Raw genomic sequence first — 20032 nt, 5'->3', positions numbered from 1 at the left:
GGATTTGACCCATGTTCAAATATATTGGCGACATCGTTAAGGGCACCGGCACTCAGCTGCGCAGCCTGGTGATGGTGTTCTCTCACGGGTTTCGCAAACGTGACACCCTGCAGTACCCCGAAGAGCCGGTCTACCTGCCGCCACGCTACCGTGGCCGCATCGTCCTGACCCGCGACCCGGATGGCGAAGAGCGCTGTGTAGCGTGCAACCTGTGTGCCGTGGCGTGCCCGGTCGGTTGCATCTCGCTGCAGAAAGCCGAAACAGAAGACGGTCGTTGGTACCCGGAGTTCTTCCGCATCAACTTCTCCCGTTGCATTTTCTGCGGCCTCTGCGAGGAAGCCTGCCCGACCACCGCAATCCAGCTCACGCCGGATTTCGAGATGGCCGAGTTCAAACGTCAGGATCTGGTGTACGAGAAAGAAGATCTGCTGATCTCCGGTCCAGGCAAGAACCCTGACTACAACTTCTACCGTGTTGCAGGTATGGCTGTTGCCGGCAAGCCGAAAGGCGCCGCGCAGAACGAAGCCGAGCCGATCAACGTGAAGAGCTTGCTCCCTTAAGGAAGAAAGATGGAATTCGCTTTCTATTTCGCATCCGGTGTCGCTGTGGTGTCCACCCTTCGGGTGATCACCAACACCAACCCCGTGCACGCCCTGCTCTACCTGATCATTTCGCTGATCTCCGTGGCGATGACGTTCTTCGCCCTTGGCGCCCCGTTCGCCGGTGTCCTGGAAGTGATCGCTTACGCTGGCGCCATCATGGTGCTGTTCGTCTTCGTAGTGATGATGCTCAACCTGGGCCCGGCTTCGGTCGCCCAGGAACGTGGCTGGCTCAAGCCGGGTATCTGGCTGGGCCCCGTGGTCCTGGCCTCGCTGCTGCTACTTGAATTGCTGTACGTGCTGTTCAGCAACGAAAGCGGTGCCAGCATCGGCCACACCACGGTCGACGCCAAGGCCGTCGGCATCAGCCTTTACGGTCCCTACCTGCTGGTGGTGGAACTGGCCTCGATGCTGCTGCTCGCCGCAGCGGTGACGGCCTTCCACCTCGGCCGCAACGAGGCGAAGGAGTAATCACATGCCAGCTATCCCTCTCGAGCACGGTCTGGCAGTCGCCGGCATCCTGTTCTGCCTTGGCCTCGTTGGCCTGATGGTGCGCCGCAACATTCTTTTCGTGTTGATGAGCCTGGAAATCATGATGAACGCCTCTGCTCTGGCCTTCATCGTCGCCGGCAGCCGCTGGGCGCAGCCGGATGGACAGATCATGTTCATCCTGGTGATCAGCCTGGCAGCCGCCGAGGCCAGTATCGGCCTGGCGATCCTGCTGCAGCTGTATCGCCGCTTCCACACTCTCGACATCGATGCAGCCAGTGAGATGCGCGGATGAACCTTATCTTTCTGACTTTCGTATTCCCCCTGATCGGCTTCCTGCTGCTGTCGTTCTCCCGTGGACGGTTCTCGGAGAACCTCTCAGCACTGATCGGCGTCGGTTCGGTAGGCCTCTCGGCCGCCGTGGCCGCCTACGTGATCTGGCAGTTCAACGTTGCACCGCCGGAAGGCGGCGCGTACAGCCAACTGCTGTGGCAGTGGATGTCGGTGGACGGTTTTGCGCCGAACTTCACCCTGTACGTTGACGGTCTGTCGGTCACCATGCTCGGCGTGGTCACCGGCGTGGGTTTCCTGATCCACCTGTTCGCGTCCTGGTACATGCGCGGTGAAGCTGGCTACTCGCGCTTCTTCGCCTACACCAACCTGTTCATTGCCAGCATGTTGTTCCTGGTCCTGGGCGACAACCTGCTGTTCATCTACTTCGGTTGGGAAGGCGTAGGCCTGTGCTCGTACCTGTTGATCGGTTTCTACTACAGCAACCGCAACAACGGTAACGCGGCACTCAAAGCCTTCATCGTCACCCGTATCGGCGACGTGTTCATGGCCATCGGCCTGTTCATCCTGTTCCAGCAACTGGGCACTCTGAACGTCCAGGAGCTGCTGGTCCTGGCGCCGCAGAAATTCCAGGCAGGCGACTTCTGGATGGTCCTGGCCACCCTGATGCTGCTCGGTGGCGCGGTCGGTAAATCCGCCCAGTTGCCGCTGCAGACCTGGCTGGCAGACGCAATGGCGGGCCCTACCCCGGTTTCGGCACTGATCCACGCCGCAACCATGGTGACCGCGGGCGTCTACCTGATCGCCCGTACCCACGGCCTGTTCGCCCTGGCACCCGACGTGCTGCACCTGGTCGGTGTGGTCGGCGGCGTGACCCTGGTGCTGGCCGGCTTTGCCGCCCTGGTCCAGACCGACATCAAGCGTATCCTCGCCTACTCGACCATGAGCCAGATCGGCTACATGTTCCTGGCCCTGGGCGTTGGCGCCTGGGACGGCGCGATCTTCCACCTGATGACCCACGCCTTCTTCAAGGCCCTGCTGTTCCTTGCTTCCGGTGCGGTGATCGTTGCCTGCCACCACGAGCAGAACATCTTCAAGATGGGTGGCCTGTGGAAGAAACTGCCTCTGGCCTACGCCAGCTTCATCGTCGGTGGTGCCGCCCTGGCTGCCCTGCCGATCCTGACCGCAGGCTTCTACTCCAAGGACGAAATCCTCTGGGAAGCCTTCGCCAGCGGCAACAACGGCCTGCTGTACGCCGGTCTGGTTGGTGCGTTCATGACCTCGCTGTACACCTTCCGCCTGATCTTCATCGCCTTCCACGGCGAAGCCAAGACCGAAGCCCATGCTGGCCACGGTATCTCCCACTGGCTGCCGCTGGGCGTGCTGATCGTGCTGTCGACCTTCGTTGGTGCCTGGATTCATCCACCACTGGCGGGCGTACTGCCGCAGAGCGTCGGCCATGCCGGCGGCGAAGCCAAGCACAGCCTGGAGATCGCCTCGGGCGCCATCGCCATCGCCGGTATCCTGCTGGCCGCGGTGCTGTTCCTGGGCAAGCGTCGCCTGGTCACGGCCATCGCCAACAGCGGCATCGGCCGCGTCCTCTCGGCCTGGTGGTTCGCCGCCTGGGGCTTCGACTGGATCTACGACAAGCTGTTCGTCAAACCTTACCTGCTGATCAGCCACATCCTGCGCAAGGATCCGGTTGACCGCAGCATTGGCCTGATTCCGCGTATGGCGAAGGGCGGTCATGCCGCCATGAGCAAAACCGAAACCGGTCAGCTGCGCTGGTACACCGCTTCGATCGCCGTAGGTGCCGTGCTTGTGCTCGGTGCCGTTGTTATGGCTGCGGTCTGATATGAACCTTGCGACTTTGCGAAAGGAATTGAGCCCGTCATGATTTTGCCTTGGCTGATCCTGATCCCCTTCATCGGCGGCCTGCTGTGCTGGCTGGGTGAGCGCTTCGGCGCCACCCTGCCGCGCTGGATTGCGCTGCTGACCATGTCCCTGCTGCTTGGTATCGGCCTCTGGCTGTGGGCCAACGGGGACTACACCCTGGCCCCTGCACCAGGCGCTGCGCCTGAGTGGGCGGTCGAATTCAAAGTGCTGTGGATCGAGCGCTTCGGCATCAGCCTGCACCTGGCCCTCGACGGCCTGTCGCTGCTGATGATCCTGCTTACCGGCCTGCTCGGTGTGCTCTCGGTACTGTGTTCCTGGAAAGAGATCCAGCGTCACGTCGGCTTCTTCCACCTCAACCTGATGTGGATCCTGGGCGGCGTGGTCGGTGTGTTCCTGGCCCTGGACCTGTTCCTGTTCTTCTTCTTCTGGGAAATGATGCTGGTGCCGATGTATTTCCTCATCGCGCTCTGGGGTCACAGCTCCTCCGACGGCAAGAAGACCCGGATCTACGCGGCAACCAAGTTCTTCATCTTCACCCAGGCCAGCGGCCTGATCATGTTGGTGGCGATCCTGGGCCTGGTACTGGTCAACTACAGCAACACCGGTGTGATCACCTTCGACTACACCCAGTTGCTCAAGGCCGACCTGCCGGCGGGCACCGAATACCTGCTGATGCTCGGCTTCTTCATCGCCTTCGCGGTCAAGCTGCCGGTGGTACCGTTCCACTCCTGGCTGCCTGACGCTCACGCCCAGGCACCGACCGCAGGTTCGGTCGACCTGGCCGGTATCTTGCTCAAAACCGCTGCCTACGGCCTGCTGCGTTTCGCCCTGCCGCTGTTCCCGAATGCCTCGGCCGAGTTTGCGCCGATCGCCATGACCCTCGGTCTGATCGGGATCTTCTACGGTGCGTTCCTGGCCTTCGCCCAGACCGACATCAAGCGTCTGATCGCCTTCTCCAGCGTTTCGCACATGGGCTTCGTACTGATCGGTATCTACTCCGGCAGCCAGCAAGCCCTGCAAGGCGCAGTGATCCAGATGCTGGCCCACGGCCTGTCGGCTGCGGCGCTGTTTATCCTCAGCGGCCAGTTGTACGAGCGCCTGCATACCCGTGACATGCGTCAGATGGGTGGCCTGTGGCACCGTATCGCCTACCTGCCGGCCATCAGCCTGTTCTTCGCAGCCGCCTCGCTCGGCTTGCCAGGCACCGGTAACTTCGTCGGTGAGTTCCTGATCCTGATCGGTGCCTTCGTCAGTTCCCCATGGGTCACTGTGATCGCCACTTCCGGCCTGGTGTTCGGTTCGGTCTACTCGCTGATCATGATCCACCGTGCCTACTTCGGCCCTGCGAAATCCGATGAAGTCCTGGCTGGCATGGATACCCGCGAAATGATCATGGTACTGGGCCTGGCTGGCCTGCTGATCTTGCTGGGCATCTACCCGCAGCCGTTCCTGGACACTTCTGCCGCCACCATGAGCGGTGTGCAGCAGTGGATCGGTACCGCTTTCACTCAACTCGCTTCGGCCCGGTAAGAGCGCTATGGACCTGACGATTCAACACTTTATCGCGCTTGCGCCGCTGCTGATCACCACCATCACCGTTGTCGTGGTGATGCTGGCGATCGCCTGGCGCCGCAACCACTCGCAAACCTTCCTGCTGTCGACCGTGGGCCTGAACCTGGCCCTGCTGTCGATCATCCCGGTATTGAAAGTCGTGCCTCTGGCGGTCACCCCGCTGCTGACCATCGACAAGTTCGCCTGCCTGTACATGGCGCTGATCCTGATCGCCACCCTGGCCTGCGTGACCCTCGCCCATGCCTACCTGGGTGACGGCGGCAAAGGCTACCCGGGCAACCGCGAAGAACTGTACCTGCTGATCCTCATGGCTGCCCTGGGTGGCCTGGTACTGGTCAGCGCGCAGCACCTGGCCGGCCTGTTCATCGGCCTGGAGCTGCTCTCGGTACCGGTCTACGGTCTGGTGGCGTATGCGTTCTTCAACAAGCGTTCGCTCGAAGCCGGCATCAAGTACATGGTGCTGTCGGCCGCAGGCTCGGCCTTCCTGCTGTTCGGTATGGCCCTGCTCTACGCTGACGCTGGCAGCCTGAGCTTCGATGGCATCGGCAAGGCCCTGGCGGCCACCAACATGCCAAGCCTGCTGGCTCAGCTGGGTCTGGGCATGATGCTGGTCGGCCTGGCGTTCAAACTGTCGCTGGTACCGTTCCACCTCTGGACCCCGGACGTGTACGAAGGTGCACCTGCTCCGGTAGCCGCCTTCCTGGCCACCGCCAGCAAGGTTGCCGTGTTCGCCGTAGTCGTGCGCCTGTTCATGCTCTCCCCTGCTGCCAGCAGCGGCGTGCTGACCACCGTGCTGTCGGTGATCGCCGTGGCCTCGATCCTGGTCGGTAACCTCCTGGCGCTGACCCAGAGCAACCTCAAGCGTCTGCTCGGTTACTCGTCCATCGCCCACTTCGGTTACCTGTTGATCGCCCTGGTGGCGAGCAAGGGCCTGGCCGTGGAAGCGATCGGTGTCTACCTGGTCACCTACGTGATCACCAGCCTGGGCGCCTTCGGTGTGATCACCCTGATGTCCTCGCCCTACAACGGTCGTGACGCCGATGCGCTGTACGAGTACCGCGGCCTGTTCTGGCGCCGTCCGTACCTGACCGCCGTACTGACCGTGATGATGCTGTCGCTGGCCGGTATCCCGCTGACCGCAGGCTTCATCGGCAAGTTCTACATCATTGCTACCGGCGTCGAGTCGCAGCTGTGGTGGCTGGTCGGTGCCCTGGTGATCGGTAGTGCCATCGGCGTGTTCTACTACCTGCGCGTCATGGTCACCCTGTTCCTGATCGAGCCTAACCTGCGTCGTCACGATGCCCCGCTGAACTGGGAACAGCGCACCGGCGGCGTCATGCTGCTGGCTATCGCACTGCTCGCCTTCGTGCTGGGCGTGTACCCGCAACCACTGCTGGACATGGTCCAACATGCAGGCCTGCAACTGATCGGTTGATCAGCGATGCAACAGCAAACACCCCGCCTCGGCGGGGTGTTTTGTTTTTACCTGGTGTACTGGCACAAATCGGCGACTGTGCTTCGTCTGATGATTGCGACGTCAGATACCCGCTCACAGTCCCGGAACCCCATTCGATGCGTCCCACCCTCCCCCGCTCCTCCCTCGCCTTGCTGATCTCCTGCGCCGCCTCGGCCCAGGCCAGCGAAGGCATCGAACTCGGTCAGGTACTGATCCAGGAACAGGAACAAAGTGAACTGCAGGACGCTCGTGAGCGCCTGCGGCACGTGCCTGGTGCCACCAACCTGATCGACATGCAGCGCGTGGAGCAAGGCCGGGTCGCCAGCAATCAGGATGTCCTGGCCTACCAACCAGGGGTATTTGCCCAATCGGCAGGTAACGACGGCATCAAGCTCTCGATTCGTGGCTCGGGCATCAACCGCGCCCCGGGCAGCCACGGTTCCGGCGTCTACACCCAGTTCGACGGCTTGCCGCTGACCGGCCCGGGTGGTACCCCGTACGAACTGTTCGAGCCGCTGTGGCTGAGCCGCGCCGAAGTACTGCGCGGTGCCAACGGCTTTGACCGCGGCGCCCTGGCCCTGGGCGGCGCCATCAACTATGTCACCCATACCGGCCATGACGCTGCGCCGTTGCAGGTGCGCTACGAGCTGGGCAGCCGGGGTTATGCCAAACGCCAGATCAGCTCGGGCCAGGTGCTGGGGGACCTGGACTACTACGTGGCCCTGACCGATTCCGAGTACGACGGCTACCAGGAGCACAGCAGCGGCAGCAGCAAGGGCATCGCTGCCAACGTCGGCTACCGCTTCAACCCGAACCTGGAAACCCGCTTCTACCTGCGTTACCGGGAAACCGAGAACGACCTGGCCGGACGCCTGACCAAAGACCAGATCAAGCATGATCCACGCGCAGCCAACCCGCTGTACCTCAGTCGCGACGCCAGCCGCCCGCAACCGGGCAGTACCTGGCTGGGTAACAAGACGACCTTCTACCTGAACGACGATTCGCGCCTGGAAGCGGGGCTGGTCTATCACGACTACCCGATGGACCTGCGCGAAGGCGCCAACCGCCTGAAGGTGGCCTACACCGATGTCAGCGGCACCCTGAACTACTTCCGTCGCGACACCCTGTTCGGCCTTGAGAGCAACACAACCGTCGGCTGGCGCACCACCAAGCACCTGCCCAACAGCGGCGCATCGGAGTTCGTGCGGGTGCAATCGAAGCCCGAGATGCCGGTGGGTACCCGTACCCGTGACTTCAGCTACCAGGGCTCCGACAGCGTCGTGCACCTGGGCAACGAGCTGGAGCTGATCCCGGACCTGTGGCTGAGCACGGGCCTGGCGATGATCTACACCCGCCGCGAGAGCGCCGTCACCTACCCTGAAAACGGCGGCAAGGTCAGCCAGCATGACTGGGACTACGCGCCGCGCCTGGGGCTGCGCTACGACCTGACCCCTGACCTGCAGCTCTACGGCAACCTCAGCCGCTCGGTCGAGCCGCCACACCCTTGGGCGCTGATCTGGAGTTCGCCAGCGGTCAATGGCCTGCAGACCCAGCCCATCGAGATGCAAAACCAGACCGCCACCACTCTTGAACTGGGTGCCCGGGGTGAGGCGGCCATCGGGCGCTGGGACCTGGCCTGGTACTACTCGGATGTGCGTCATGAACTGCTGGCCGTCGAGATCGTGCCGGGTGTTCCGGCCGCCGAGTTCAACGCCAGCCCTACCGTGCACCAGGGGGTGGAAGCCGGCCTGGACAGCCTGCTGTGGGAGCGTGGGGGCGTGGGCAAGCTGTCGCTGCGTCAGGCCTACACCTTCAGCGACTTCCACTACCGCGACGACGATACCTTTGGCGACAACCGCCTGCCGGGCATCCCGATGCACTACTACCAGGCCGAACTGCGCTTCGACCTGCCCAGCGGCCTATACGCTGGCCTGAACACCCAGATGGCCTCCAAGGTCCAGGTCGACTACGCCAACAGCGACCCTACCGACGCCTACGCCCTGCTCGGTGCGACCCTGGGCTACAACTCGCCAAAACAGGACTGGCAGACCTGGCTCGACCTGCGCAACCTGACCAACAAGCGCTACGCTGCCACCGTCACACCGGGCTACAACGACCGCGGCCAGGACATTGCCCGCTCAACGCCGGGTGAAGGTTTCGGGGTCTATGCCGGGGTGTCCTACAGCTTCCGCTAACTGGGCAACTGCACCTGCGGCTTGGTTGAAACGAAGATCGCCCAGCTGGAGATGAACAGCGCGGCGATCAGCGGCCCGATCACAAAGCCATTGAGGCCGAACACGGCCAGGCCACCCAGGGTGGAGATCAGGATCAGGTAGTCCGGCATTTTCGTGTCCTTGCCCACCAGCATCGGCCTCAAGAGGTTATCCACCAGGCCGATCACGAACACGCCGAAGGCGGCCAGCACCACCCCTTGCCACATCGCTCCGGTCGCCAGGAAGTAGATGGCCACGGGCGCCCAGACGATGCCAGCCCCCACGGCCGGTAGCAACGACAGAAATGCCATCAGCACGCCCCAGACCAACGGGCTCGGGATACCCAAAACCCAGAAGATGATTCCCCCCAGGGCCCCTTGAGTCACGGCCACCACCAGGTTGCCCTTGACCGTGGCGCGTACCACGCGGTTGAACTTCAGTTGCAGGCGGCGCTTCTGCTGCTCAGCCAACGGCACTGCGGTGCGCACTTTACGCGCAAGTTCGGCGCCGTCACGCAGGCAGAAGAACAGCAGGTACAACATCACGCCGAAGCTGATCAAAAAGTCGAAGGTGCCCTGCCCAAAGCTGAAGGCCTGGCTTGCAAAAAACTGACTGCCTTGCATCGCCCCCTTGGCGATTTTGTCGCGCATGCCTTCAAAGTTACCCAGGCCCATGCGGTCCAGGCCATTCTGGACAAAGGTCGGGAGCAGCTGCTGGAAGCGTTCGAGATAGCCGGCGATGTCCAACTGGCCGCTTTCGATCTTCTGGTACAACGCCGCCCCTTCCTGCACCAGCAAGGTGCTGATCACGATCACCGGCAAAATGGCGATCATCAGGCACACCAGCAATGTCACGCCTGCGGCCAGGTTTCGGCGCCAGCCCAGGCGCAAAAGCAGCCGCCGTTGCATCGGCGCAAACAGAATCCCGAGGATCACCGCCCAGAACACCGCACCGTAGAACGGCAGCAGTATCCAGATAAAGGCGATGGTGACCAGGGCCAGGAATAGGATCAGGGCCTTGTGCTGCTGGGCAGTTTGGTTCATGTGCGCTCCATTGCTGTTCACAACGTTAGTGCGCAGCGCCCAGGTAAAAGTGCCCTTGATGCAGATCAATAGTCGCTTGCCGCAATAGCGTTAGCATCCGCGCCTTTTACCCCGGCGCAATCATGACCCTCCTTGCCAAACCCGAATTGCTCGCCCCTGCCGGCACCCTGAAGAACATGCGCTACGCCTTTGCCTACGGCGCCGACGCCGTGTATGCCGGCCAACCGCGCTACAGCTTGCGCGTGCGCAACAACGAGTTCGATCACGCCAACCTGGCCCTCGGCATCAAGGAAGCCCAGGCTCAGGGCAAGCGCTTTTACGTGGTGGTCAACATCGCCCCGCACAACGCCAAGCTCAAGACCTTCCTCAAGGACCTGGCACCGGTGATCGAAATGGCCCCCGACGCCCTGATCATGTCCGACCCGGGCCTGATCATGCTGGTGCGCCAGCATTTCCCGCAGATGCCGATCCACTTGTCGGTCCAGGCCAACACGGTGAACTGGGCCAGCGTCGAGTTCTGGCGCAGCCAGGGCCTGACCCGCGTGATCCTGTCCCGGGAATTGTCGCTGGAAGAGATCGAAGAGATCCGCCAGCACGTGCCGGGCATGGAGCTGGAAGTGTTCGTCCATGGCGCCCTGTGCATGGCCTACTCCGGCCGTTGCCTGCTGTCGGGCTACCTCAACCGCCGCGACGCCAACCAGGGCAGTTGCACCAATGCCTGTCGCTGGAAGTACAGCGCCACACCGGCCACCGAAGACGCCAGCGGCGATATCGTCCGTGAAGTGCAACCGACCCTGGGTGTGGGCGCACCGACCGACCAGGTGTTCCTGCTTCAGGAGAGCAACCGCCCGGACGAAGACATGCCGGCGTTTGAAGACGAGCATGGCACCTACATCATGAACGCCAAGGACTTGCGTGCCGTCCAGCATGTCGAGCGCCTGACCCGCATGGGCGTGCACTCGCTGAAAATCGAGGGCCGGACCAAATCGCATTTCTACTGTGCCCGCACCACCCAGGCCTATCGCCAGGCCATCGACGACGCGGTGGCCGGCCGTGCGTTCGACCGCAGCCTGATGCTCAACCTCGAATCCCTGGCCCAACGCGGCTATACCGAAGGCTTCCTGCGCCGCCACGTGCATGATGAATACCAGAACTACCAGCGCGGCAACTCGGTGTCGGAGCGCCAGCAGTTTGTCGGCGAACTGACCGGTGAGCGCGTCGACGGCCTGGCCGAAGTACGGGTCAAGAACCGCTTTGCCCTGGGCGATCACCTGGAACTGATGACGCCGCGTGGCAACTATCACTTCGACCTGCATCAGTTACGTGATCGCCAGGGGGCGGCAATCGAAGTGGCGCCGGGAGATGGGCACACGGTCTATCTGCCGATCCCGGAGCAGGTAGACCTGGCGTTTGGCTTGTTACTCAAAGAACTGGTTCACAGCGGGAGCGAACTTTCCCCACGGTAGCAACCAGGGAACCGCAGACCCTGAAGATACCGTCTTGCGACCGGACCGGTAGGAGCGGGCTTGCCCCGCGATCAATGGTTCAGACAACAGCCATTTTGCTGGCGGTACCGGCCTCTCGCGGGGCAAGCCCGCTCCTACACAGGACCACAGCCGCTGGGCTCACGGATACTCCTGCACCGACGTGCAGCCATTAAATTTACGGGATTGACCGCTCAGATACGTCTTTACCTGAGTGGCCCGATAAATTTATTTCACCAGGCACTGCAGTTTTTCCACGCTCGTTCGTCTTATAGGGTGTAGGGAACATTTTTCACAGACCTGGACTGGCCACGAAAAGGAGTATTCACATGTACAACCAGCAGCAGTCGGTGATCGCCGACAGACCCAAGCACAAGGCTCGGCAAGCCCTGGCCAACACCGCGAGCGGCGGCGATACCGAGCGTCACGGCAACGAACACATTCGCGAGCTGCTGCGCTCGTACGGGCTGCGTACCAGCCTGATCCGCCTCAAAGTCATCGATGCCTTGCACATGGCTGACAGGAACGGTCGCAGCATCGGTGTGCGCGGGGTGCATAGCCAGCTTGAACAGCTGGATATCCCGCTGTCGTTTCTCAGTGTGCGCGAAGTGCTCAAGCGCTTGAGTACCGAAGGCGTGATCAGCATGGGCAGCGACAAGTGCTACAGCCTCAATGCCGAGGCTCGCAACATTCTCGAGCACACCCGCACACGCTGAGTGAATGGCCGGCGAACGCCGGCCACGCAAGTCACCTCAAGGCTTGACCTTGCGGCGCATGATGCCGTTGACCACCACCACGGCAATGGCCACGCCAATGGCAATGTACTGGAACACTTGCTCACTGATCGTCCCCTGTTTCTGCAGGTAGGACAGGCCGAGCATGATCCCCAGCACCAGCAGGGAGATCAGAATGGAGTATTTCAGGCGTTGACCTTGAGTCATTGATTAATCCTTGCGACATCGGGGTAAAGGCCCTGGTCGGGCCGTGCGCATCATACATCGCAGCCGGACAATTTCCTCCTTTTGCAGCCACCTTGCAGTTGAAACCATGGCGTCCCGAGCTTCTCCCCGGACAAACGGACGACCGCCATGCTCACCTGCCGCCTTCTCAGCAGCTTCGCCCTGCTGGCCTGCCTCAACGCCCAGGCAGTGCCCACCGCTACGCTCTCACCTGAACAACGCCACACGCTCGGCAGGCAATTGGCCGATTCGGCCGGCGCCAGCCAATGGCAACAGCTATGGCAGCGCTCGCGCCTGGCCGGACACCTCGACAGCCAGCCGACGACCGCCTACTTCACCCTGCCCCAGGCCTTGCTCCCCAAAGCGGTGAGCCTGACGTTGAGCGATCCGAGCGAAACCAGCGCCGTCAACCGGACCCAGGTGCTGTATCGCCGCGAGTTCCGCTCACAGTCGATCGGCAGCCAGGCCGACCGCACGCTCAACGCCCTCTGCGTCCTGGTCGACTGGCGCACCCTGCCCGCCCATGCACTGACTCGACCTGCACCGTACCTGGGGCAGATCAGCCTGCTGCTGGCGCGTCCGTGCTGATGTTCATGGGTTGCCCTACCTGGCCACCCCTGTCAGCGAGCGCCAACGGCGGAACAACGGCTGCGGGCAAATGGCGTGTCGTTTTCCCATTTAAACGGCTCCTCAGACCTACAAACCTCATACACAAACCCTACCCCTCCTGCCGTGCTTGCAGCCTGTTACGACCCGTCCGGATGTTCAACCATGGTGATGCCCAATCACTCCCCAGAAGGAAGTCATCATGGAGCTACAGGACCTGGAACGCATCGACGTCCACCAACTGCCCCACTCACTGCAAATGCTCGTCCAATGCCTGGGTATCGAGCATGCCTACAACCTGACCTGCGCCTACGGGGGGCGACCCAAATACATCCCCAAGCATCGTGAGCGCACCGCCCTGGCCGAGGTGTTGCCTCCGGAGGCGCTGGACGCCCTGATCAAGCATTACGCCGGCATGGCCCTGGAAATCCCCAAGGTCGACCACTTTCTTCGCCAGTTGCGCAATCAACAGATCCAGCGCGAAAGCGCCGATGGCCTGTCACGCAGCATGTTGGCCAACAAGTACGGATTGAGCCTGCGCCAGATCGGCAACATCCGCCGCCAGGAAGCTTGTGCGCCCCAGGGCCTTTCGACCTGATCGGCTTGAGCAACCCACGCCTACCCGCACACTGACGTGCATCGACGACAAGGAAAAGCCCCATGGCCACCATCGATAACAGCTTGATCGGCTCGGTATTGAACGCACTGCCGCTGGACCGAATGATCTCCGGCCCCTTGCAGGCAATGATTCAGGCCCAGACCTCGGCCAGCAAGTCCTACGCCGACTTCCTCATGGGTGTGTGCATCCAGGAGGGCAAGGCCGTCTCCATCCAGTTCGACTACGACGAGACCATCACCGACGAGCAAGGGGTGTATCAGGGGACGGTCTCGAAAAAGATGCAGATCCCCCTGATTGCCGCGGTGACCCACCCCAACATCGTCATTGAAGAAGGCAACATCGACTTTGAACTGACGATCAGCCAGCAAGCCGAGAGCGCCAGCGAAACAGCGGGTACGGCAAGCTTTGGTGCGTCACTGGGGTGGGGACCGTTCAAGCTCAATGTAAGGGGCCAGGTCAGTCACAAATCCAGCCAGACGCGCAAGACCGATACCCGGGCTCGCTACGCGTTCAACACCAAGGTCCGACGCCAGGAACCACCGGAGGCCTTGCAGCGGGTAATCGACTTCCTGACTGACGCTGCGACCAAGCCGGTCATGTTGCCGGACACAGAGGCCGGGAACCTCGACAAGCTGCCTACCGACAACGCCTTGCCAATGCCCGATCAGGCCAACAACGCGCGCCCGAGCGCCTGAGTCGACGCATCCGTGCCGTGCCGGAACTGCCATCAACCCAGCCCCTTGGCCAACAAGGGGCTTACGCTCAATGCCTATGGAGTGCGAAATCGTGGACGATCGCCCCTCGAACAATGTACCGATCATCGCCAGCGACCTGTGCGACATCACCCGCGGCCTTCAGGAAGCCGCGGCGGCCACCAACACCCTCATCGCCCAGCAGTACATCAAGCTGTTCGACCAATTCTTCGATTACGACGCCGAGGCCCTGGGGGCGCCGATGAAGGCGAAAATGGTCGAGGTGGCCATGGATGACCAGCACCGGATGCAAATCCCCCTGATTGCCCTTGTGTCACCCCGGGGGCTGGCGCTGGAGCGGATGCAGGTCGATCTGTCGGTCAAGATCCTCAACACCGACAACGCCGAAGCGGCGCAGGGCCTGAACCACGAACGCTTCTTCGTGACCCTGGGCGGGCAGAGCAAGCGCAGCGGTGAGGGGCGAGACCCTGACGAAGTGCAGATCCGCATGCAGTTCCAGGCCTGCGAGCCCCCCGAAGCCCTCAACCGGCTCATCGAAGAGTACACCCACCTGATCGCCCCCCGGCGCGCACCTGAACCTGCGCAAGGCACCGCCGACAGCAACGAGTTCATCGAAGCGGCGACCGTGCGCTAGGCCCCGCCTCAGAAATCCCGCTTGTAGAAAATATCCAGCGAACTTGCCAGGCCGCTGGCCGCCTCCAGGTAGACCTTCTTGCTCAACTTGTAACGCAAGGCGACCGTGTTGACCGGCTCGAACACCCCCACCCCGTAGCGCAGGCTCAATCGCTCGGTCAGATTGCCGCTCGCCACAACGCTGGTGCTGGTACCGCTGCCCTGGGTGTCGAGCTGGAAATCGTCAATGCCCAGGCTTGAGGCCAGGCTGCCGGTGATCCCGGCGCTGCCGGCCAGGCCGAGGCCCAGCGCTGCTTCGGCCAGCATGTTGTTGTCTTCACCGGTGGTACCCAGGGGGCGCCCCAGTACCAGGTAAGACAACGCCTGTTCCTGGCTCATGGCCGGCTCGGAAAACACCTGGGTGGTCGGCTGTTCGGCGCTGCCGCTCAGGCGAATACCGGCGATCACGTCATCGGTCTGGCGGATGGCTTCGATATCCAGATAAGGCATGTCGATCGGCCCGGCAAACAGCAGGCGCGCGCGGCGAATGGTCAGGCGTTGGCCATAGGCGCGATAGCGACCGTCGGCCAGGCTCAGTTCGCCGCGGGTGTCGAGGTTGTCGCCGATATGCACATGCCCCAGCAGATTGGCCGTCAGGCCAAAGCCCGAGAACGACAGCTTGTCCTGGCCGACTTCAACATCGATGTCCATGGCGACTGCCATGGGCGCCTTGCCCTCTTCGGTCTGGTGGCCAACGATCACGGTATCGTCGGAGACCTTGACCGTCGAAGGCGGCAGCTCGCGTACGGTGATCTTGCCCTTGGGCACCAGCACTTTGCCTGTCACCGCCAGCTTGTCGCCCTGCACGCTGATCTTGAGGTTGGGCGCGATCTCCAGCGCGGCATAGGGTTCGACGTTGACGGGCAGGCGCTGCCCCTGCAACTGCAGATCGACCGCCAGGGCCTGACCCCAGCCGACTTGTCCGCGCAAGCTGCCCTCACCCGCTTCCCCGCTTTTCCAGGCACCATTGAGCTGTACCTGCTCGCCGGCAATCAAAGCCTGAACATTCAAATCCTCCAGGCTGATCGGCAGTTCCGCGCCACTGACTTCTCCCCCACTCAAGGCCAGGCTGCCGTTGACCTGCGGCGCCAGCAAGGTGCCGGATAGCTGGCCATTGCCATTCAACTGCCCGGCCAGGCGCTCGACCATCGGTGCGAACGGCCGGGCAATGGCCAGGTCCAGGCCAGTCAGGCGGAAATTACCGCTCAGTGGCTTATTGCGGGCTACCGGGTCCAGCTGTGTCACCAGGGCAAGCTCGCCCAGGCGCTCGCCGCGAAAATCCAGGCGCGTGTCTATGCGGCGTGGCGCCAGGGTGCTTTCCAGGCGCAAGGTCTGGTAAGGGAAGTCGAGCCACTGGCCTTTCTCCCGCAGACGCAACGTACCGCCACTGGCATCCACCACCAGGGTGCCCTTGGGACCGCTGGCCGGCAGGTCCAGGTTGACGTCGGCATTGAGCAGCCCCTGCCAGGCGAAATCCTTGGGCAGCCATTGGGCCAGGCTTTGCAACGGGAACTGCTTGAGGTGATACCGCAGGCGCGGCTCCGGGGCCAGGCGCTGGTCTTCACCGCACAGGCTGGCCTGCCCCGAGCGCCAGCAATGGGCACCGAAGTCCAGTTGCCCATTGGCCAAGCGCTGCAGCTTTGCCGGCTCCTGCAAGCGCCAGTCCTGACCGCCCGCCTGAATCTGGCCGCTGGCCAGGCGTCCTCGCCAGTTACCCTTGTCCAGCACACCATCGAGCCCCAGGTCGAGCTTGAGCTGCGGCCCGTCCAGAGCCAGCGCTAACTGCTGTTGGCGAATATCGCCACGGCCATTGGCCGTGAGCTTGCCCAGTTGAGTGTCACCCAGACGAATACTGCCGGCCTGCAGATCGATCACTGCCCGCTGGGCGCTGTCGAGTCGGGCATCAAGCGTCAGCCGTTGCACGTGATTGTCAACCTGGGCCAGTTGCTGGCCCTGCAAGGTCAGCGTGCCCTGCGGCGCCTCCAGGGTGCCGGCAACGTCCAGCTTGCCTTTGAGCTGGCCTTGCAATTGCGGCCAGAGCTGGCCCAGGCGCGGCAGATTGAGGTCCAACTGACCGGCCAGGCGCTGCTGCACGCTGCCGCTGCCGTTGATGTGGTTGTCGCCCAGGCGGATATCGAGTGTCCCCAGGGTCCAGTTCTTGCCGGCCCCCGTGGCGACGGCCTTGAGCACCGCGGGTTGCCCACGCAGTCGTCCCTTGAGGTCGAGGTCGGCATCGAGGCTGAGCTCACCGTTTTTCATCTGTCCCTTGCTGCGCAGCGGCCCTGCCAGCGTGCCAGGCAGCTCGGCCAGCCAGTAGGCCGGGTTCAACGCCGAAAGCTCCAGGGCGGCATCCCAGGCCAGGGTATCGGCAAACTGCACACTGACACTGCCGGCCAGCTTGCCTTGCCCGGCGGTGAGGGCCAGTTGGGGCAAGGCAATCTGCCCCAGATCGCCCTTGAACGGGCTGCTCAGGCTGAACGCACCCGCAGGCCCATCGAGGTCGCCATTGAATTGGCCCTGATAAGTGCCATCGCTGTACTGCACCTGGCCATTGAACCGGCGCAACGTCACTTGTGGCGCCTGCTCCAGTGGATACAACCGCAGCCAGGGGAAATCCAGCCAGTCGACGGTGGCCTCGGCGCTCAGGCCCTGCTGCCAATCGGCACTGGCAGTGAGCTTGAGGCGCTGCTCGGCACTGGCGGTGAGGTCCAGCGCGCTGAGCCGGGCGCCCTTGGCATCGACCTTGCCTTGCAGGTTCAACGCCACCGGGCCTTGCTCGGCCGGCAGGCTGGCGGTGCCAAGCAGTTGATAACCGCGTTGCAGGTCGCCCTTGGCACTGAGGTCGAGGTTGTTCAATTGCAGGGTGTCTGGCAGATCGGCGCCGGGCTTGAAGGCATCGGCCTTGATCTGCACGTGAGCCGGCAGATGCTCGGCCAGGGCCTGGAGCTGCCCGCTCAGGCGCGCATTCAGGTAACCGCTGCTGTCGGCCGACAGCGTGAGGGTTTTCTGCACGTCACCCTCGACCTGCAAGGCCAATTGCCAATCCTGGCCATCGACCTTGGGCAATTGCAGCTGCCCCTGGGCCTGCAACGGCCAGTCGCCCTCCGGCTTGAGCAGCCCCTGAAGGTTCAGGTGCAGATCGTCGCGCTGCAGTTGCAGGCTGTCGATCTTCAGCCCGTCGAGGGTCCAGTGCGCCGCCAACTGCAATTGGCTCAATTGCTCATTGCCGTCCAGGCGCAGGTGGCCGATGCGCACCTCCCCCAGTTCAATGGCCAGCGGCAACTTCAGTGCAGGCAGTTGCAGCGGGCCGCTGTCGGGTGTCGGCTCGCCGGGCGCGAAGGCCAGGTTGACCTGCTCGGCCTGCAAGCGCTCGATGCACAAGGTCATGCGCAATAGGCAAGCCGGCGACCAGGCGAACACCGGCGCCACCAGCTCGACCCGGTCAGCGCCCTGCTCCCACACCACGCGATCCGCTTGCCACTGGCCGCCCAGGCGCCCTTCAAATGCCTCAAGCTGCAAGCCCGGCACCATCCCCAGTGCCCAGCGGCTGCCGGCCTGGGTGCCGAGCAACAGGCCCACGGCGAGCACCGCCAGCAGCACCAGTGCCAGCAGGCCGAGGAGAATAGTCTTGATAACGCGAGTCACAGTTCCGGCCCCATGGAGAAGTGCAGACGGAAACCGCCATCGTCATCCAGCGCATGGGCCAGATCCAGACGCAGCGGCCCTACCGGAGACACCCAGCGCACACCGATGCCGACACCGGTCTTGAGGCTGGGAAATTCCAGATCGTTGAAAGAATTACCCTGGTCGACAAAGGTCGCCACCCGCCACTTTTCAGCCACGGCGTACTGGTACTCGGCACTGCCGGCGACCAGGTAGCGGCCACCGATGCGATCGCCGTCGGAGTTTTTCGGCGACAGGCTCTGATAGTCATAGCCGCGCACACTTTGGTCGCCACCGGCAAAGAAGCGCAGCGACGGCGGGATCGAGCTCTGGTAGTTGCTGGTGGCACTGCCGCCAAACTGCACCCGACCCAGAAAGCGGTGGTTTTGCCCCAGCGTCGTCAGGCCCTTGAGCACCACGTTGGCATGCAGCAGGTTGGTGTCGGAGACCAGCCCTTCCTTGGCGGCCTGCACATCGAACTGCAGGCGATAGCCGTTGTGCGGATCGATACGGTTGTCACTGCGCAGGTAGGAGTAGCTCACGCCGGGCATCAGCAGCGTGCTCAATCCCGAGTCGTCACCCAGGCGATACTCCTCGCGCTGGAACTTGAGCGACAGCACCTGCTGCCAGCCGCTGGGCAGCTTGCTGTGCCATTCGGGGCCGACCGTGAGCAATTTACTCAACGTATCGGTGCCGGCGATTTCTTCATTCTGGTAGCCACCGGCAAAGCGCAGCTTGTCGGTCAGGGGCGGGTCCAGCGGAATGTCGTAAAACAGGCCCACGTTCTGGCGCGGCGCCGACAGTTCGGTCTCCCAGCCATAGCTGTGGCCTTGCGGGTTGACCCAGTGGCGAGTCCAGTTGGCCTTGCCGCGCGGCCCGACGTCGGTCGAGAACCCCAGGCCCAGGCCCATGGTCCGCGGCTTTCGGGTTTGCAGCTGAACGGCGACCGGAATGTTGTGGTCAACGGCGGCCGTGGGTGCTGCGTCCACCCGCACGCCCTCGAAGTAGCCGCTCGATTGCAGGGCATTGTTGAGTTCAGCGATCAGTTCGGAGTCGTAGGGTGTATCGGCCTTGAACGGCACCATACGTTGCAGGAGGGTTTCATCGAAGGGTGTGTCGCCGGCAAAACTGACCTTGCCCAACCGATAGCGCGGACCGCTTTCGTAGATGAGCTCGATATCGGCCACTCCCGCCATCGGGTCGACCGCCAGGCGCTGGCGTACAAAGTGGCCGCTGAAAAAACCATAGCGCGAGGCCTGGTTCTGGATCAGGCGCTTGGCATCTTCGTAGTGGCCGTGGTTAAGCACCTCGCCTGAGCGCAGCGCCTTGCTGTTGGGGATACGAAAGGCCTTGAGTTCGCTGGCCGGGCCGTCGATGCGGATGGTCACATCGCGCAAGTGCACGGGTTCACCCGGGTCGATGTTCAAGATCAGTTGCGGATGATCGTCCGCCTTGGCGGGCGGTTTGACCTCACTGTCGATCTGCGCCTGATAGTAGCCCAGTGCCTGAGCGGCCTTGCGCGCCTGCTCGACGGCACCGCGGCTGAAGCGCAGCAGCGCCTCTTCATCGCGTTTACCAAGGCTGCCGATATAGCCTTCGACATTGGCCTTGAGTTCGTTGTTGGCAGGTTTGACTCGAACCACCAGTTCGCTCTGTGCGTACACGGCAAAGCTGGCAATCCATATCATCAAACCGCAGGTGAATCGTCCTGAATACGTCATAGGCGCGGATGCTACCAGAGCTTGGCGCCTGCATGG

The 20032-nt window shown here is 62.7% G+C and carries 17 protein-coding genes; 13 read left to right on the top strand and 4 right to left on the bottom strand.

Annotated elements, in window-relative coordinates; genetic code table 11:
• The first annotated feature begins 11 nt into the window (after positions 1-11).
• The 7 genes from nuoI to U9R80_RS09510 all read left to right on the top strand — a co-directional run bounded on the left by nuoI (position 12) and on the right by U9R80_RS09510 (position 8498).
• Complete coding sequence (gene nuoI / locus U9R80_RS09540) at positions 12-560, top strand: NADH-quinone oxidoreductase subunit NuoI (protein ID WP_009400993.1); 549 nt, start codon at positions 12-14, stop codon at positions 558-560.
• A 9-nt stretch (positions 561-569) separates the two neighbouring features.
• Entirely contained in the window at positions 570-1070 is a 501-nt protein-coding gene (nuoJ, locus tag U9R80_RS09535; RefSeq protein WP_028944233.1) for an NADH-quinone oxidoreductase subunit J, read from the top strand.
• 4 nt (positions 1071-1074) lie between these two features.
• Positions 1075-1383 carry an NADH-quinone oxidoreductase subunit NuoK gene (nuoK, locus tag U9R80_RS09530; RefSeq protein ID WP_028944232.1) on the top strand — a complete coding sequence of 103 codons (309 nt, stop codon included), beginning with the start codon at positions 1075-1077 and terminating at the stop codon, positions 1381-1383.
• Positions 1380-3233: an NADH-quinone oxidoreductase subunit L gene (nuoL, locus tag U9R80_RS09525; protein ID WP_028944231.1), complete on the top strand. Its 1854-nt coding sequence runs from the start codon at positions 1380-1382 to the stop codon at positions 3231-3233. Before nuoK ends, nuoL begins: the two co-directional genes overlap by 4 nt.
• Before the next feature lie 39 nt (positions 3234-3272).
• Entirely contained in the window at positions 3273-4805 is a 1533-nt protein-coding gene (gene nuoM / locus U9R80_RS09520) for an NADH-quinone oxidoreductase subunit M (RefSeq protein WP_028944230.1), read from the top strand.
• Positions 4806-4812: 7 nt separating this feature from the next.
• Positions 4813-6282 (top strand): NADH-quinone oxidoreductase subunit NuoN, encoded by a 1470-nt coding sequence (gene nuoN / locus U9R80_RS09515; protein WP_301841550.1) that lies wholly within the window; start codon positions 4813-4815, stop codon positions 6280-6282.
• 137 nt (positions 6283-6419) lie between these two features.
• Positions 6420-8498: a TonB-dependent receptor family protein gene (locus U9R80_RS09510; RefSeq protein WP_301841552.1), complete on the top strand. Its 2079-nt coding sequence runs from the start codon at positions 6420-6422 to the stop codon at positions 8496-8498.
• Here the strand turns inward: U9R80_RS09510 and U9R80_RS09505 are convergent.
• Positions 8495-9559, bottom strand: a complete 1065-nt coding sequence (locus U9R80_RS09505; protein WP_301841555.1) for an AI-2E family transporter — start codon at positions 9557-9559, stop codon at positions 8495-8497. The genes U9R80_RS09510 and U9R80_RS09505 overlap by 4 nt on opposite strands.
• A gap of 119 nt (positions 9560-9678) precedes the next feature.
• Here U9R80_RS09505 and trhP point away from each other — a divergent pair, with 119 nt between their 5' ends.
• Together trhP and U9R80_RS09495 are read left to right on the top strand one after the other, a co-directional pair.
• On the top strand, positions 9679-11025 hold the full coding sequence (trhP, locus tag U9R80_RS09500) for a prephenate-dependent tRNA uridine(34) hydroxylase TrhP (RefSeq protein WP_442964968.1): 1347 nt from the start codon (positions 9679-9681) through the stop codon (positions 11023-11025).
• Between the two features lie 347 nt (positions 11026-11372).
• Positions 11373-11759 carry a fe2+ zn2+ uptake regulation protein gene (locus U9R80_RS09495; protein WP_301841561.1) on the top strand — a complete coding sequence of 129 codons (387 nt, stop codon included), beginning with the start codon at positions 11373-11375 and terminating at the stop codon, positions 11757-11759.
• Positions 11760-11795: 36 nt separating this feature from the next.
• Here the strand turns inward: U9R80_RS09495 and U9R80_RS09490 are convergent, their stop codons facing one another.
• Positions 11796-11984, bottom strand: coding sequence for a hypothetical protein (locus tag U9R80_RS09490; protein WP_028944224.1), 189 nt, complete (start codon positions 11982-11984; stop codon positions 11796-11798).
• A 147-nt stretch (positions 11985-12131) separates the two neighbouring features.
• Here U9R80_RS09490 and U9R80_RS09485 point away from each other — a divergent pair, with 147 nt between their 5' ends.
• The 4 genes from U9R80_RS09485 (at position 12132) to U9R80_RS09470 (ending at position 14574) form a co-directional block, all read left to right on the top strand.
• Entirely contained in the window at positions 12132-12590 is a 459-nt protein-coding gene (locus tag U9R80_RS09485) for a hypothetical protein (protein WP_301841564.1), read from the top strand.
• Between the two features lie 220 nt (positions 12591-12810).
• Positions 12811-13206: a Mor transcription activator family protein gene (locus tag U9R80_RS09480; protein ID WP_301841566.1), complete on the top strand. Its 396-nt coding sequence runs from the start codon at positions 12811-12813 to the stop codon at positions 13204-13206.
• Positions 13207-13268: 62 nt separating this feature from the next.
• Entirely contained in the window at positions 13269-13922 is a 654-nt protein-coding gene (locus U9R80_RS09475; RefSeq protein WP_301841568.1) for a DUF2589 domain-containing protein, read from the top strand.
• Positions 13923-14043: 121 nt separating this feature from the next.
• Complete coding sequence (locus U9R80_RS09470) at positions 14044-14574, top strand: DUF2589 domain-containing protein (protein WP_324805209.1); 531 nt, start codon at positions 14044-14046, stop codon at positions 14572-14574.
• 8 nt (positions 14575-14582) lie between these two features.
• On the opposite strand, the gene U9R80_RS09465 is transcribed toward U9R80_RS09470, so the two are convergent.
• Together U9R80_RS09465 and U9R80_RS09460 are read right to left on the bottom strand one after the other, a co-directional pair.
• Positions 14583-18257: a translocation/assembly module TamB domain-containing protein gene (locus tag U9R80_RS09465; protein WP_301841569.1), complete on the bottom strand. Its 3675-nt coding sequence runs from the start codon at positions 18255-18257 to the stop codon at positions 14583-14585.
• The gene (locus tag U9R80_RS09460; protein ID WP_301841571.1) at positions 18254-19996 is read right to left on the bottom strand and encodes an autotransporter assembly complex protein TamA; all 1743 of its coding nucleotides are present in this window, start codon (positions 19994-19996) and stop codon (positions 18254-18256) included. Before U9R80_RS09460 ends, U9R80_RS09465 begins: the two co-directional genes overlap by 4 nt.
• Positions 19997-20032: the final 36 nt, after the last annotated feature.

It is taken from the genome of Pseudomonas sp. JQ170C (assembly GCF_035581345.1).
Classification (GTDB): Bacteria; Pseudomonadota; Gammaproteobacteria; order Pseudomonadales; family Pseudomonadaceae; genus Aquipseudomonas.
This window is presented reverse-complemented; position numbering and strand designations above follow the sequence as displayed.

Excerpts from the sequence above, each read along its gene's own strand:
- nuoK (WP_028944232.1), top strand. The coding sequence starts at position 1,075 with ATGCCAGCTATCCCTCTCGAGCACGGTCTGGCAGTCGCCGGCATCCTG.
- nuoL (WP_028944231.1), top strand. The coding sequence starts at position 1,380 with ATGAACCTTATCTTTCTGACTTTCGTATTCCCCCTGATCGGCTTCCTG.
- U9R80_RS09510 (WP_301841552.1), top strand. The coding sequence starts at position 6,420 with ATGCGTCCCACCCTCCCCCGCTCCTCCCTCGCCTTGCTGATCTCCTGC.
- nuoJ (WP_028944233.1), top strand. The coding sequence starts at position 570 with ATGGAATTCGCTTTCTATTTCGCATCCGGTGTCGCTGTGGTGTCCACC.
- nuoN (WP_301841550.1), top strand. The coding sequence starts at position 4,813 with ATGGACCTGACGATTCAACACTTTATCGCGCTTGCGCCGCTGCTGATC.
- U9R80_RS09490 (WP_028944224.1), bottom strand. The coding sequence starts at position 11,984 with ATGACTCAAGGTCAACGCCTGAAATACTCCATTCTGATCTCCCTGCTG.
- U9R80_RS09475 (WP_301841568.1), top strand. The coding sequence starts at position 13,269 with ATGGCCACCATCGATAACAGCTTGATCGGCTCGGTATTGAACGCACTG.
- U9R80_RS09505 (WP_301841555.1), bottom strand. The coding sequence starts at position 9,559 with ATGAACCAAACTGCCCAGCAGCACAAGGCCCTGATCCTATTCCTGGCC.
- U9R80_RS09460 (WP_301841571.1), bottom strand. The coding sequence starts at position 19,996 with ATGACGTATTCAGGACGATTCACCTGCGGTTTGATGATATGGATTGCC.
- nuoI (WP_009400993.1), top strand. The coding sequence starts at position 12 with ATGTTCAAATATATTGGCGACATCGTTAAGGGCACCGGCACTCAGCTG.
- U9R80_RS09485 (WP_301841564.1), top strand. The coding sequence starts at position 12,132 with ATGCTCACCTGCCGCCTTCTCAGCAGCTTCGCCCTGCTGGCCTGCCTC.
- U9R80_RS09480 (WP_301841566.1), top strand. The coding sequence starts at position 12,811 with ATGGAGCTACAGGACCTGGAACGCATCGACGTCCACCAACTGCCCCAC.
- U9R80_RS09495 (WP_301841561.1), top strand. The coding sequence starts at position 11,373 with ATGTACAACCAGCAGCAGTCGGTGATCGCCGACAGACCCAAGCACAAG.
- nuoM (WP_028944230.1), top strand. The coding sequence starts at position 3,273 with ATGATTTTGCCTTGGCTGATCCTGATCCCCTTCATCGGCGGCCTGCTG.